Consider the following 12,381-nt stretch of genomic DNA (forward strand, 5'->3'; position numbering starts at 1 on the left):
GTCTTTCCTCATATATCGATTTCTTACCGACTGCTGCGGACGCCTTGTTCGCGAACGGGATGAACCGCGTCAGCCTTGCGATATGGCGCCACCCTTGAGTTCGGAACTCGCGTTTGGAGATCGCGCTTGCTGCGCTTGCATCCTGAGTTCAAGCAAGCGATTGGTCGCGATCGATCCTGCAACCGCGCACAACATGGGCACGATGAAATCATGATCGACACGCGTGAACTCGACCATGAGGACGAGCGCGGTGATCGGCATTTTCATGGACGAAGCGAGAAAGGCCGTTGCCCCGACAATCGCAAAAGCCCCCATGGGCGTTCCCGGCCACATCAACGTCCAGATCCCGCCCAGCACGATAGCCAGCAGCGCACCGTTAGACATGCCGGGCGTGAGCAGGCCGCCTTGAGCGCCCGCGCGCAGGCTGCTGGCGGTTATGGCTACCTTGATGACCAGCAGCGTTCCTGCAAGGCCGATAGTGAGCTCATTGCTGAAGCCTAGTTGCGCGGGTGTCTTGCCGTTGCCGAGGATCTGCGGGAACGACACTGCGAGCAAGCCGACGATCACGAAGTTGACGAGCGAGAAAAGCGGCAGCGTCCATCCCTTCGGTGCGGCTGCGCGGGATTTCGTCGTCAACTGGACAAAGACGAAAGCGGCCACGCCAAACAGGGGGCCGGTGACAATGGACCACGTCACGAGGTTCACGCTCAAGCCGAAGTGCGGCACCACGTATTGCGATTCATCTCCCAGGCCGAGCCACGCGACCACGGCTGCAATGACCGAGGTGACCAGCGCGGGAATCACCACACGCAGCTCGAACGACCGAAGCAAGACTTCGAGCACAAAGATCGCTCCGCCAAACGGAACGTTGTACACCGCGGCGAGCCCGGCGCCTGCGCCGCAAGCCACCATCAAGCGGGTCTGCTCAACCGTGAGACCGGCGTAATGCGACAGCCATCCTGCAATCAGGGATCCGATCTCGCGGGGCGCAACCTCGCGGCCGAGCGGCGAGCCGAGCGCAACCGTGATGATCTGAAGCAGTGCATGCGCCGTCGTGGTGGCGGCCGGCATGCGCGGGTCGTCGGAGGCAACGGCCTTCTTGATGCTGATCAGCGGCCGTCCATAGCGATAGATGACGAACCAGCCGCAGCCCGCAATGAGACCGCAGAGCGCGAGCACGGCAACCCGGCGGCCAGCCGATGCTGCCTCGACACCCTCATAGAAACTCTCTTGCCCGACCAGATGCGTGAGGCTGTAGCCGTAGGCGACGTGCTGGATTAAATGCAGGAGGAGAGCCAACCCCATGCCGCCCAAGCCGGCGCCGATCCCTGTAAGAGCGGTGACCACCGCAAATTTGATTAGTGGGTTTGCGGGGATGCCGGGGCGGGGTGGTCGAGCAAGCATCGAGGAATGTTAGCAGTATGAAAGAAATAGCTGAGTTAGCGCCCAGATGCTTGTCGTAGAGGATGATCAAAAAATTTCAATTAGCGTGAACCCGAATCTACCGCTTGAGCAATCAGGCGTCAAATTCATTTATTTTTCGCATTAATGCAATTAGCGGATGATTAGCATCGGGCTCCTTCTTAGGCGCTTTAAATTGCAATCAGCTTTGGGTGGGTCCCTTAAGCCGCTCAAGAAGCGAACTGATCAGATCGATCGGCATGGGAAAAACAATGGTCGAATTCTTGTCGCCTGCGATGTTGGTCAGGGTCTGCAAATAACGCAGCTGCATGGCTTGCGGCGCTTGTGCGAGCATTTGCGCGGCCTGCAGCAGCTTTTCCGACGCCTGCAGTTCGCCCTCTGCATGGATGATCTTCGCGCGCCGTTCGCGCTCGGCTTCAGCTTGCCGGGCAATCGCGCGCACCATGGTCTCGTTCAAGTCGACGTCCTTGATCTCAACATTCGATACCTTGATGCCCCATGCATCGGTTTGCGAATCGAGCACCTTTTGAATGTCCATGTTGAGGCGTTCGCGTTCCGCCAGCAGCTCGTCGAGTTCGTGCTTGCCGAGGATCGCGCGCAGGGTCGTCTGCGACAACTGACTGGTTGCTTCGAGGAAACGGGCGACCTGGATCACAGCCTTTTCCGGATCGACCACGCGAAAGTAGACCACCGCGTTCACCTTCACCGACACGTTGTCGCGCGTGATCACGTCTTGCGGCGGCACGTCGAAGACGACGGTGCGCAGATCCATTCTCACGACTTGCTGCACCGCAGGAATGATCAGGACAAGGCCCGGCCCCTTGACCTTCCAGAAGCGGCCAAGCATGAAGACAACACCGCGTTCGTATTCGCGAAAAATGCGGATCGACGAAAATACGATAAGGATGACTAACGCCAGCAAGATACCGCTAAAGCCAAACGTGAATCCGACCATCATTTCTCTCCTTGTTTTATATCGTCAAGCCGCGCCACGCTCAGCGTCAGGCCATGACGCGCGAGCACGCGTATATGCTCTCCGCGCGCGAGCATGGCTTGAGTCTCGTGACAGCACACACGCCATCGTTCACCGTGCACGCGAGCCCAGCCGCTGTCACTCGGCGGCACGTCTTCCAGCATCTCGCCGATGCTGCCAAGCAGCGCTTCCGCTCCGCTGACCACGGGCCGCCGGCGTGCCCTCAGCGCGACGCTGGACACGACAAACACAAACAGCGCGGTGGCAATGGTGAGGCCCACTACGAGTGCCACGGGAATGCCATAGCCGGGGGCATCGGTACGGAACAGCATGAGCGCACCCATTGCAAACGCGACGATGCCGCCGAAGCCGAGCGTGCCGAACGTGGGCAGGAAAATCTCGGCGACAAGAAAGGCGATGCCAAGCAGGATCAGGCCAAGACCAGCCAAGTCGACGGGCAGCAATTGCAATGCGAACAGGCCCACCATCAGACTGATCGCGCCTGCTACACCGGGTAACGCGAGACCGGGATTGGCGAACTCGAAGAACAACCCATACATGCCTATCGTAATGAGAATGAGCGCGACGCTTGGGTCGGTGATGGTCGCGAGAAAGCGGCTGCGCCAGTCGGGCTGGATCGTCACGACCACCGCGCCGGAGGTCGTCAGGACATGATCGCCCGTGATCGTTTGAACATGCCTGCCGTTGAGCTTCGCGAGCAAGTCGGGTACGTCGGATGCGTTCATGTCGACCACGTTTTGCGCGAGTGCTTCGCTCGCTGACAGGCTGACTGCTTCGCGCACCGCGCGCTCGGCCCACTGCACATTGCGACCGCGCAATTGCGCGAGGCCGCGTATATAGGCTGCGGCATCCTGCACTTGCTTGGTGGTCTCGGTGGATGCCGCATTCGCACCGGCAGACGTTGACGCGCCTGCGTCCGTCTTCGCGTGGCCCGGCTCAGTCTCGGTGGAGCCGCCGCCTGCGCTGAGCCGGATAGGTGTGGCGGCGCCGAGGTTGGTGCCCGGCGCCATGGCGGCTATATGGCTCGCATAGACAATGTACGCGCCGGCGCTGGCCGCTCGAGCTCCGCCCGGCGCAATGAACGCCGCAACGGGAACGGGCGATGCGAGGATGGCCTTGATGATCGAGCGCATCGACTGGTCAAGTCCGCCAGGCGTATCGATCTCGAGAATGGCCAGTTGCGCGCGTTCTTCAGCGGCCCGGGCAAGCGCGCGAACGACGAAGTCGGCGCTGGCCGGTCCGACAGCGCCGTTAAGCGGAATGACCACGGCAACCGGGTTTGCGGCTGCCGCACCGCAGAGCAGCAGTCCCGCGAACAGGGCTAGCGCTTTGCGCAATAGTGAACCTGCTGTGCCGGAAAAGGCGCGCACTGCGTCCGGGTGAAACAAACAAGACTGATAGCGTTCCATCACGATAAGAGCGGCGCTTGCAGACAAAATGACGCCGGCTCAACGAGGGTTGCCTGATATTAAGCTTATGCCAAATTAGGCACATACCAAGTGTGTCCCCTCTAAGGATTTCCACAATAAAGCCGCTTAGGCGCTCGCGCGGTATCAAGTGCGCGCAAAAGCATCGCCTGAGTGTTTCCGAGTGCATGCGCCGGAATATTTCCATGGCTTCGATCGTTTAACCCCTATAACCGGACTCATGAGGCGAACGATGCCGATGCGTCCAGGTTCACGCAGGAGACGACGATGCGCCAGTTATTCAGGTTAGGAATAGTGCTTGCCACACTGGGGTTTGCGGCGCCCGCGCTCGCACAATTGTACGACGACACCGTAGGTCTGGATGCCGACTCTGGAGCCAATTGCCGCGCCGTAGCGGGACAAGCGGATATTGACGGCTCGGCGCAGCAAGTCGTGGGACGGGCGTGCCTGCAAAGCGATGGAACGTGGCAAATGGTCGAGAACCCCGACGGCAGCATGCTTCTGTATCCGGTCGCGTATTATCCGTATCCCGACCCATGGTACTGGGGGCCGCCGCTGTTCATTGGCGCGGGCGTGAGTTTTATTTTCGTCGATCGTTTCCATCACCATTCGCACTTCGACCATTTTCATCAAATGGGTCACATACGCGTCGGTGCGCCGATGGGTTCCGGCTTTCATGGCGGACCGTCGCGATTTAGCAGTGGCTCACACGGGTTCTGGGGAGGTCACCGGCGCTAAGCTAAAGCTTGGAACCTGGAAGGGCGAGTATTGAAATTTTTAAATAACACGTCCGGCTAACCAACCGCTTCCGCGTGTTCTATCGCCGGTAACAAGTACTAAGCCGGGCGCAAATCCGCTTGCTTTTGCTTGCTCACTGAAGGGCGACCGTAGGCAATTTTTGTTCGTCCTTCAGCACGGCGACTCCGCAGAACCAGTCGCCTCCATGCACGTCATATTTCCAACGCATATTGGATTTCATCAGCGACCTGCAGTTGTCGAGCGAGATCATGCCGGGCTCGGCAAAAGTGCATCGACCTATGGCAATCGTGGCCTCCGTCAATAAACTCACGGAGGCCGTGCGAACGGGCGACGGCTTCGAGAAGGATTGCAGGTCATCGACCATTTGCTGAAGTTCTTCGATACGGCCGGAGTACCAGGTCGTGAGACAGGTTTCATTCGTGCAATGCGTTTCCCGCCAGGTCCATTTGGCATCGCTGTCAGCACGGAATGAGCGCTTATCTGCAACCGCGTGGCGCGCCTTCCAATACAGTTTTCCGAGTTCATCGTCGAGCTTCGATAAAGATTCGTTGTGGCAAATCAGCTTTTCCGTCGCTGAGCGACCGAGGTTGCAATCGAAGCTGGTAGCGTGCGCCACGAGCGGACTGCCCAATAGAAACACAGAGATCAGGGTGGACTTGAAGAGGGTCATCGTTATCGCAGGAAGAATGGGACTTTCACGCATACTCGACTGGATTCGATGCCTGGAATGCAAGGAAAAGAACTAGGGATCGGTCAGTACTTACCAAATATTTCAAATTAACCGGACGTTGTTCCAGGCGCGCGCAAATGGCTGGCTGTGTTTATTTTCAAGCGGCGTGAGGTACGCTAGGGGCAGCCGGCTAGCGGTCCAGGACTTTACTTGAGGCTTACGATGACCCCATTAAAATGGGCGGTAAGTCAGGGTAAGGAGTCTGGAATATATTGCGGTCATTCTTTGATGATCACAGGCAGTTACGCGCGATCATTCGATGTAGGAAGACGAGTTGGCGGGTTAGCACGTGTTGGCGCTGTACCTTGGCGCTAACGATGTAACAAGGCGCTGCGAGAAAGAAATCAAGGATCTGATCAGTACATTGGTGGAGCACGTAAGTGTAGGCCGGAGCTGAAGGTGATGTGGCTTCTCCCTCGCTAGTTCCAAATCAAGGCTCATCGGAGTTGGCTATGTTGAAAACGGTCGCAGCCTCTGTATTGCGTCCTGGCATGTTCTTGCACAGTCTGGATCGGCGCTGGCTTGATCACCCATTCTGGAAGAGCTCGTTCTTGCTCACCGCTATCGATATCGAGAAGATCGTCGAAAGCGGAATAACGTCCATTGTGATCGACACGGATCGAGGTCTGTCGTGCCCTGATGACGGCCTGGGAGAGCCGGTTGACCCGTTCGTTGCGGCGAGCTCCACTGCGCAGACGGGGGATGGCGAGCAACGCATTGCAGGCGGCGTACCGCGCGCGCAATTGCCGCGAAGACCGGTAGGCGAGGAAATTGAACACGCAAAGCGACTGTTCGAATCAGCCTCCAATGAAATGAAGGTTGTGTTTCAACAGGCCCGCATGGGACGCGCGGTGTCCGGCGCCAGCATGATGCCGCTGGTGAAGAGCATTGCTGCGTCCGTTATACGCAACCCTTACGCATTGACCAGCGTGGCGCGCCTGAAGCACCACGACGGCTACACGTATATGCATTCCGTCGCCGTCTGCGCGTTGATGACGGCGCTCGCGCGCGAACTTGAACTGGACGAACCGGATGTACTGGAGGCCGGCGTGGCCGGATTGCTTCATGATCTCGGCAAGGCACTCATGCCGCTCGCCGTGTTGAACAAACCGGGAAAGCTGAGTGTGGAAGAGTACGAGGTCGCCAAGAAACACTCCTACGATGGATGGCAAATGCTGCAGTCAGCCGATGTCAGTGCCGGGGTGCTGCAGGTTGCGTTGCACCACCATGAAAAGATAAATGGCCGCGGGTATCCGCATGGGCTCAAAGACAAGGCCATTCCCCTGTTGGCCAGGATGGGCGCAGTCTGCGACGTGTACGACGCCGTTACATCCGAGCGGTCATATAAATCTTCCTGGCATCCGACTCAGGCGCTTCGCAGCATGGCGTCGTGGGAGGGACAGTTCGACAAGACTATTCTCGCGGCTTTTATAAGCACCGTAGGCATTTATCCGGTGGGCTCGCTGGTCCGGCTGGAGTCTGGATTCCTGGCTGTCGTGCTCGATCAAGGCAGTGGGTCAATCCTCTCGCCGATCGTCAAGACATTCTTCTCATGCAGGTCGAATCAACCGGTCTTTCCACAAGTAGTAGACCTGAAGAAATTGAAGGGCGGTGATCGGATAGTGGCAATTGAAGACCCTAAACAGTGGAACCTGCCGCAATTCAACGACCTTTGGTTGAGTCAGACTGTCCCCTTTGCATAAGCTAAACAGGCCGCGTTCTCCAGCCCCAGGTAATGGCTCGTAAGCAGACGGTGTCTACAGCCCGTGCTTGCCGAAATGCTCCGCTTCAAAGCACTCTAATCTCTCTCTGCGTGCATGGGGGTCCTCTGCGTTGATGCGTTGGCCCCTTCAAACACACGTCGGGCCCACAACGGGAAGCTGCGTCAAGTGCCTCGGCGTTTTGTCCGGTCCAGACCGCAGCAATGACTGTTGAGGGAGAAAAATCTTGCGCCGCTGCGTTTACATTGCGATGCTTTTTTGCACACTCAATCTTCAAGCTTGCGCCAGTTCGGTGGAGACGTTTGCCCTTGGCGGAATTGCCGGTGCCGTAGCGGGCGCATCGGCCATCGTCTGTGCGGTGGGGTGTAAATGACTGGTGCCGCGAAGCATACAAATATCCGCACCGATCCCTGCCAGCCTGCGCTTGCGAGTCAGGTGCAGGGGAGTGTCGCTCGGCTTTCGCATGAGTTGGTTGAAACAATGATTGAGCGGCTTCTTAAGCGTAACGACGTTGTATTGCTGAAGGAATGCGATCAAGGAGTATGCAGCGTCCCGTATCGCGGCAAGCAACGCAGGAGCGACGTACTGCGCTTCTTGAGAATAGCGGGGCCGCAAGTACGGGCGCTTGTCTTTAGCCATCAAGCTGAAGAGGGTCCTGTCTGGATCGACGTCATGTCGGGAGAAGTATCGGCCCGGTAACAGAGCGCCGCTTTATCTGCAGTAAGGACACGTTGTTAATGATTCTGTATTTCATGAACCAACGAGATGCTATCAAGTATCTCGTGGAAGTCCGGCTTGACGCGTTAGCCAGACGAAGCTCGGAAGTCGTTGTTAAAACGCATCTTCATGAAAGTCCAGGTGTTGACGGCATCGAACGCGTTCTTCTCGACGTCAGGGCCGCCCGTACCGCGTATTTCGTGGAATGCGGTTCGACGGTGGGCGACCGGATCGTGTTTATTACCTGAATGCCGTGCCTCGCTGACCACGCAGAAGCCGGCCTCTTTGCGCGTGGATCATGCCGCTTCGAATCGCCACTCCTCAAAGCTTCGTAGCTCTCCAGTCTGGATGTCGACCCACAACATATCTCCGTCGAATGTGTGGCTAAAAACGAGTGCGCGAACCTCCCGCTGACTATCCAGGAATCCAAGCACGGCCCGCAGCGTGTGTTTGCCGCGATACCGTATTGCACGGCTTGCTATACCTTGACCGCTAACAAGCATGATAGGGTTGATCCGAACTTTGCAAGCAATATCGCCGGTCGTGGAAAAATTCATTTCATCCTCCAAGTACATTCAATACTTAGTGATAACGTCAGCGGTGCGAACAACCTTAGGTTACGAAAGAGCCGGTAAGAGAGTTGGCTAAGTGACGCCATTTGTCTAAGCGGAAAGGCCATCAAATGGTGCGCCGTTAAGTTACGTTGCTTGCATTGAACGCTTGCAATAAAGATAAGAATCGCACTCGCTTTCAAGCTAACGACTAGGGGGAAGGTGATGATTTCGTTACCGGATCTTTCATTGTCGCGGCAACAGCGCTTAGTCCGTAAGACTGTCGGCAAGCTCATCAGGCTAGGCTTCTTACCTCGCCTTTCCAGCACTACAGATTCTTGTTAGCCGGGTCGATATGACGTCTGGGCGAATGAATCCGTGCGCTCGCCACTCAATCATCAGCACCCCTGCGAACCTGCGAATCTGCTCTACGCAGCCGATTCGGCGTCACGGAACAACGAACAGAGGCACACCATGGCACTCGATTCCAGTATGTCAATTTCATCATCGGACTTTCCCGGCAATACGGCCAAGCAACCGGCCAGTGCGCCCAGCAGCGGGCTCCCTGAGCGGACGTCGGCGACATCGCCCGGAAGCGGTGACGCCTTGATGGCGGCACTCAAGCTGACGTTGCAACGAATGGGGTTAGACCCGAGCGCGTTGACGTCGGCCAGTAGCGACGTCACCGATACTGATTCATTTTCTGACCACTCCGGCACCGCGGCTGGAGCCCTCGCGCGCGAAGACGCAAACAAAAGCGCAGGCAAGCAATTCCTGGTGGCGCTATATCAGGCGCTTGTCCTGCAACACAGTCTCAATGCGACAGCCCAACAAGTCGGCGATCCGGCGCAAGCAGACCAGGTGACATCAGCCTATGTCGATCTCGGCTCTTCCATAGAAGAGCTTGCGAAAACTGTCCGGTCAACCTCCGTGAAAGGTAATGATCCATCTGACGTCTGGGACTGGCAGCTAGATGATCCCCAAGCGTCCACATCCGGCAGTGATGCTGGTACGAGCGACAGCACCACACTTGCTGGGGCTGTCAGCACCCTCGACAACGCATTGCAATCCTATGTAGCGCCTGATGGCCATGCGGGAGAGGTGCCGTTAGCCGATGTTCTGGATGGCCTGAGCGAAGAGACCAAGGGCGTTCGATGGGATCCGATCGGGCTGTTCGTCGACGTGAAGATCTAGGTCTGCCGGCGCCGAATGTTGATCGACGGAATGAGTCGAGTGCTGCATTGATTGCGGCTGCGATAGCGCGGTAAGTGCTGGTAAGGAGTCGAGAAAAAGCCGTGATCATTCATTAATCGATGCTAGCCCTTAAGCAGGATCATTCAGTGTCGAAAGAAAGTTCTAGCGACCTGGCATGTGCGCAAGGCTATCTTGACGCTGCCTCGATCCCTTCATCTTTATTGAAAGCGAGCCTGATCATGAATGTTAACAACTACAGCCCCGCTGAACGTATAGCGCCAACACCCATGCGTCCAACTGGTGGCAACTCGGGCAGCGCAGCCGGAAATAGCGCTAAGACCGAGTTGCCGTCGCTGCCGATCGAGCAAGCGACTCCGCCCGCGCTGCCATCGAACGGCTTGGTTGGCACACGTATCAACACCAGTGCTTGAAAGGGTAGCGGCCTTATTTATGTTCAATCTGCAGTTTTATAAACGCTGCGTCCGGCTAGCGGTATGCCTCATGGCGGGCGTGGTCATATTGCCGATGGAGGGTTGTGCCGTAGCTGCACTGCCGTGCCGCCTGGTATCGGCCACGCTCAAGATCGTGCCGGCAGTGGGTCATGCCGCTGCCGCGCCGTTCGATACATGCGCCGACGCCATCGATTGAGCATGTCCGATTCGCCGCGCAAACCGACGAGTGACGAGCGGGCGAGGACGGCTTAGGCGTCGGACTTAGCGCTTAGCCACAAGCCGGCAACTCAGGCGCCGTTCATTATCTTGTCATGCCACGCGCGGCCGAGAACCTTAATCTGGCGAACCAATAAAAACATGAACTCGTTAAAGTTTGTGATTCTGGCTAGCGGTATGGTTTCGTTAGCCGGATGCTCAGGCGGCTCGAATTCTATCGTCGACATGCCGACGTTTGCGCCGGTCGTGGTCTCAAGTCCGTTGAACATAGAAACGGGCGGCGCGATCTTCCAGGGCGGCAATGCGTTGACCTTATACGAAACGCCGCGTGCGCAACACGTGGGCGACGTATTGACGATCCGTCTCTCTGAATCCTACTCGGCTAATAACAGCGGCGATGCCTCGGCTAATCGATCGAGCGACATTAGCGCGCAAGCCGCCGATCAATCTAGCGGCGCAGCAGCGCGACTAGCCAAGTTGTTTAACATTGGATCGGCTAGCACGACTTTCAAAGGTCAGGGGGCTGTGTCGAACACGACAGGGATGACCGGGACGCTTGCCGTATCGGTTATCGCCACGCTGCCGACGGGGAACCTCGTGATTGCGGGAGACAAGATCATTGCGATGAACCAGAACCGCGATCGCCTGCGGTTGTCGGGTATCGTGAACCCCAAAGACATCGAGGTTGGAAACTACGTATCGTCAAGTAAAGTCGCTAATGCTCGAATTGAGCAGGCAGGTGTCGGCATGCTGGCCGATGCAACGACGGTAGGCTGGTTGCAACGAATGTTTCTTAGCGTGCTGACGTTCTAATTCTGCGATGGTAGGGGCGAGATCGGCGCCAGGATTCCTGGAACTGAGCGCAACTGCATCAGTGCTGACCGCTTCGAGTTGGCGGCGTTCTTATCTTTCCTTCAGCTAAACACCTGGCGCCCTCTTGGGCGCCGCACGTGCTTCACGGAGCGGATGGATGTTTCGCCAACGTGCTCAGATCTTCATCCAGACTCGTGCGAATAGTCGTAATTGCCTGGTCGACGTTGGCCGGGCGGAGCAGGTTGCGGGCGAGTGCTTCGTAGACGTATTGACGGACCGCGGGAACCTGCGTCTTTAGCAGGACGTCGTGGTAGATATCCCGCATTTCGCTTTCGCGGCCGTTAAGGTCATATAGCCTTTGCAAATGCTGTAGATCATTAACGACCGCAAAGCCCGGCTCAAAGCCACCGCGGCCAATGCGGCCGCCGTCCAGACTGGCTGGCAAAGTGCTTTGGGCGAGCGCGCTGCTAGCTCCTACTCGGCTAATAACAGCGGCGATGCCTCGGCTAATCGATCGAGCGACATTAGCGCGCAAGCCGCCGATCAATCTAGCGGCGCAGCAGCGCGACTAGCCAAGTTGTTTAACATTGGATCGGCTAGCACGACTTTCAAAGGTCAGGGGGCTGTGTCGAACACGACAGGGATGACCGGGACGCTTGCCGTATCGGTTATCGCCACGCTGCCGACGGGGAACCTCGTGATTGCGGGAGACAAGATCATTGCGATGAACCAGAACCGCGATCGCCTGCGGTTGTCGGGTATCGTGAACCCCAAAGACATCGAGGTTGGAAACTACGTATCGTCAAGTAAAGTCGCTAATGCTCGAATTGAGCAGGCAGGTGTCGGCATGCTGGCCGATGCAACGACGGTAGGCTGGTTGCAACGAATGTTTCTTAGCGTGCTGACGTTCTAATTCTGCGATGGTAGGGGCGAGATCGGCGCCAGGATTCCTGGAACTGAGCGCAACTGCATCAGTGCTGACCGCTTCGAGTTGGCGGCGTTCTTATCTTTCCTTCAGCTAAACACCTGGCGCCCTCTTGGGCGCCGCACGTGCTTCACGGAGCGGATGGATGTTTCGCCAACGTGCTCAGATCTTCATCCAGACTCGTGCGAATAGTCGTAATTGCCTGGTCGACGTTGGCCGGGCGGAGCAGGTTGCGGGCGAGTGCTTCGTAGACGTATTGACGGACCGCGGGAACCTGCGTCTTTAGCAGGACGTCGTGGTAGATATCCCGCATTTCGCTTTCGCGGCCGTTAAGGTCATATAGCCTTTGCAAATGCTGTAGATCATTAACGACCGCAAAGCCCGGCTCAAAGCCACCGCGGCCAATGCGGCCGCCGTCCAGACTGGCTGGCAAAGTGCTTTGGGCGAGCGCGCTGCTAGC

The 12,381-nt window shown here is 57.3% G+C and carries 15 protein-coding genes and 1 pseudogene; 8 read left to right on the forward strand and 8 right to left on the reverse strand.

The features are described from left to right. Positions 1–69 precede the first annotated feature (69 nt). The 3 genes from ACMX25_RS27500 to ACMX25_RS27510 all read right to left on the reverse strand — a co-directional run bounded on the left by ACMX25_RS27500 (position 70) and on the right by ACMX25_RS27510 (position 3,825). Complete coding sequence (locus ACMX25_RS27500; protein ID WP_414953160.1) at positions 70–1,404, reverse strand: chloride channel protein; 1,335 nt, start codon at positions 1,402–1,404, stop codon at positions 70–72. Between the two features lie 199 nt (positions 1,405–1,603). Next, entirely contained in the window at positions 1,604–2,377 is a 774-nt protein-coding gene (locus ACMX25_RS27505; RefSeq protein ID WP_414953173.1) for a slipin family protein, read from the reverse strand. After that, positions 2,377–3,825 carry an NfeD family protein gene (locus ACMX25_RS27510; protein WP_414953174.1) on the reverse strand — a complete coding sequence of 483 codons (1,449 nt, stop codon included), beginning with the start codon at positions 3,823–3,825 and terminating at the stop codon, positions 2,377–2,379. Before ACMX25_RS27510 ends, ACMX25_RS27505 begins: the two co-directional genes overlap by 1 nt. A 285-nt stretch (positions 3,826–4,110) precedes the next feature. On the opposite strand from ACMX25_RS27510, the gene ACMX25_RS27515 reads away from it, so the two are divergent. Further along, the gene (locus tag ACMX25_RS27515) at positions 4,111–4,581 is read left to right on the forward strand and encodes a hypothetical protein (RefSeq protein ID WP_414953161.1); all 471 of its coding nucleotides are present in this window, start codon (positions 4,111–4,113) and stop codon (positions 4,579–4,581) included. Between the two features lie 133 nt (positions 4,582–4,714). On the opposite strand, the gene ACMX25_RS27520 is transcribed toward ACMX25_RS27515, so the two are convergent. After that, positions 4,715–5,272 carry a lysozyme inhibitor LprI family protein gene (locus ACMX25_RS27520; RefSeq protein ID WP_414953162.1) on the reverse strand — a complete coding sequence of 186 codons (558 nt, stop codon included), beginning with the start codon at positions 5,270–5,272 and terminating at the stop codon, positions 4,715–4,717. A gap of 512 nt (positions 5,273–5,784) precedes the next feature. Between ACMX25_RS27520 and ACMX25_RS27525 the strand changes: the two genes are divergently transcribed. After that, on the forward strand, positions 5,785–7,035 hold the full coding sequence (locus ACMX25_RS27525) for an HD-GYP domain-containing protein (RefSeq protein ID WP_414953163.1): 1,251 nt from the start codon (positions 5,785–5,787) through the stop codon (positions 7,033–7,035). A 291-nt stretch (positions 7,036–7,326) separates the two neighbouring features. Here ACMX25_RS27525 and ACMX25_RS27530 read toward each other — a convergent pair whose 3' ends face one another. Beyond that, positions 7,327–7,695 (reverse strand): hypothetical protein, encoded by a 369-nt coding sequence (locus tag ACMX25_RS27530; protein WP_414953164.1) that lies wholly within the window; start codon positions 7,693–7,695, stop codon positions 7,327–7,329. Positions 7,696–7,805: 110 nt separating this feature from the next. Between ACMX25_RS27530 and ACMX25_RS27535 the strand changes: the two genes are divergently transcribed. Beyond that, positions 7,806–8,018 (forward strand): hypothetical protein, encoded by a 213-nt coding sequence (locus tag ACMX25_RS27535; RefSeq protein ID WP_414953165.1) that lies wholly within the window; start codon positions 7,806–7,808, stop codon positions 8,016–8,018. 48 nt (positions 8,019–8,066) lie between these two features. On the opposite strand, the gene ACMX25_RS27540 is transcribed toward ACMX25_RS27535, so the two are convergent. Further along, positions 8,067–8,327, reverse strand: a complete 261-nt coding sequence (locus ACMX25_RS27540) for a hypothetical protein (RefSeq protein WP_414953166.1) — start codon at positions 8,325–8,327, stop codon at positions 8,067–8,069. A 468-nt stretch (positions 8,328–8,795) separates the two neighbouring features. On the opposite strand from ACMX25_RS27540, the gene ACMX25_RS27545 reads away from it, so the two are divergent. The 4 genes from ACMX25_RS27545 to ACMX25_RS27560 all read left to right on the forward strand — a co-directional run bounded on the left by ACMX25_RS27545 (position 8,796) and on the right by ACMX25_RS27560 (position 10,996). Next, on the forward strand, positions 8,796–9,515 hold the full coding sequence (locus ACMX25_RS27545; RefSeq protein ID WP_414953167.1) for a hypothetical protein: 720 nt from the start codon (positions 8,796–8,798) through the stop codon (positions 9,513–9,515). Between the two features lie 146 nt (positions 9,516–9,661). After that, a complete protein-coding gene (locus tag ACMX25_RS27550; protein ID WP_414953168.1) occupies positions 9,662–9,946 on the forward strand; it encodes a hypothetical protein in 285 nt (94 codons plus the stop codon). Positions 9,947–10,016: 70 nt separating this feature from the next. Further along, positions 10,017–10,163, forward strand: coding sequence for a DUF6726 family protein (locus tag ACMX25_RS27555; RefSeq protein WP_366144565.1), 147 nt, complete (start codon positions 10,017–10,019; stop codon positions 10,161–10,163). A 161-nt stretch (positions 10,164–10,324) separates the two neighbouring features. Beyond that, the gene (locus ACMX25_RS27560) at positions 10,325–10,996 is read left to right on the forward strand and encodes a flagellar basal body L-ring protein FlgH (RefSeq protein WP_414953169.1); all 672 of its coding nucleotides are present in this window, start codon (positions 10,325–10,327) and stop codon (positions 10,994–10,996) included. A gap of 142 nt (positions 10,997–11,138) precedes the next feature. On the opposite strand, the gene ACMX25_RS27565 is transcribed toward ACMX25_RS27560, so the two are convergent. Further along, positions 11,139–11,321 (reverse strand): hypothetical protein, encoded by a 183-nt coding sequence (locus ACMX25_RS27565; RefSeq protein ID WP_414953170.1) that lies wholly within the window; start codon positions 11,319–11,321, stop codon positions 11,139–11,141. Between the two features lie 135 nt (positions 11,322–11,456). Between ACMX25_RS27565 and ACMX25_RS27570 the strand changes: the two are divergent. Continuing rightward, positions 11,457–11,909: pseudogene (locus ACMX25_RS27570) on the forward strand (flagellar basal body L-ring protein FlgH); the annotation flags it as partial. Positions 11,910–12,051: 142 nt separating this feature from the next. Here the strand turns inward: ACMX25_RS27570 and ACMX25_RS27575 are convergent. Beyond that, a partial coding sequence (locus ACMX25_RS27575) for a hypothetical protein (RefSeq protein WP_414953171.1) occupies positions 12,052–12,381 on the reverse strand: 330 nt, incomplete at its 5' end.

The organism is Caballeronia eucalypticola, assembly GCF_047608185.1.
Classification (GTDB): domain Bacteria; phylum Pseudomonadota; class Gammaproteobacteria; order Burkholderiales; family Burkholderiaceae; genus Caballeronia.

Coding starts and splice junctions, on each gene's coding strand:
- ACMX25_RS27560 (WP_414953169.1), top strand. CDS start 10,325: ATGAACTCGTTAAAGTTTGTGATTCTGGCTAGCGGTATGGTTTCGTTA.
- ACMX25_RS27515 (WP_414953161.1), top strand. CDS start 4,111: ATGCGCCAGTTATTCAGGTTAGGAATAGTGCTTGCCACACTGGGGTTT.
- ACMX25_RS27545 (WP_414953167.1), top strand. CDS start 8,796: ATGGCACTCGATTCCAGTATGTCAATTTCATCATCGGACTTTCCCGGC.
- ACMX25_RS27525 (WP_414953163.1), top strand. CDS start 5,785: ATGTTGAAAACGGTCGCAGCCTCTGTATTGCGTCCTGGCATGTTCTTG.
- ACMX25_RS27500 (WP_414953160.1), bottom strand. CDS start 1,404: ATGCTTGCTCGACCACCCCGCCCCGGCATCCCCGCAAACCCACTAATC.
- ACMX25_RS27520 (WP_414953162.1), bottom strand. CDS start 5,272: ATGACCCTCTTCAAGTCCACCCTGATCTCTGTGTTTCTATTGGGCAGT.
- ACMX25_RS27535 (WP_414953165.1), top strand. CDS start 7,806: ATGAACCAACGAGATGCTATCAAGTATCTCGTGGAAGTCCGGCTTGAC.
- ACMX25_RS27540 (WP_414953166.1), bottom strand. CDS start 8,327: ATGAATTTTTCCACGACCGGCGATATTGCTTGCAAAGTTCGGATCAAC.
- ACMX25_RS27505 (WP_414953173.1), bottom strand. CDS start 2,377: ATGGTCGGATTCACGTTTGGCTTTAGCGGTATCTTGCTGGCGTTAGTC.
- ACMX25_RS27555 (WP_366144565.1), top strand. CDS start 10,017: ATGGCGGGCGTGGTCATATTGCCGATGGAGGGTTGTGCCGTAGCTGCA.
- ACMX25_RS27510 (WP_414953174.1), bottom strand. CDS start 3,825: ATGGAACGCTATCAGTCTTGTTTGTTTCACCCGGACGCAGTGCGCGCC.
- ACMX25_RS27565 (WP_414953170.1), bottom strand. CDS start 11,321: ATGCGGGATATCTACCACGACGTCCTGCTAAAGACGCAGGTTCCCGCG.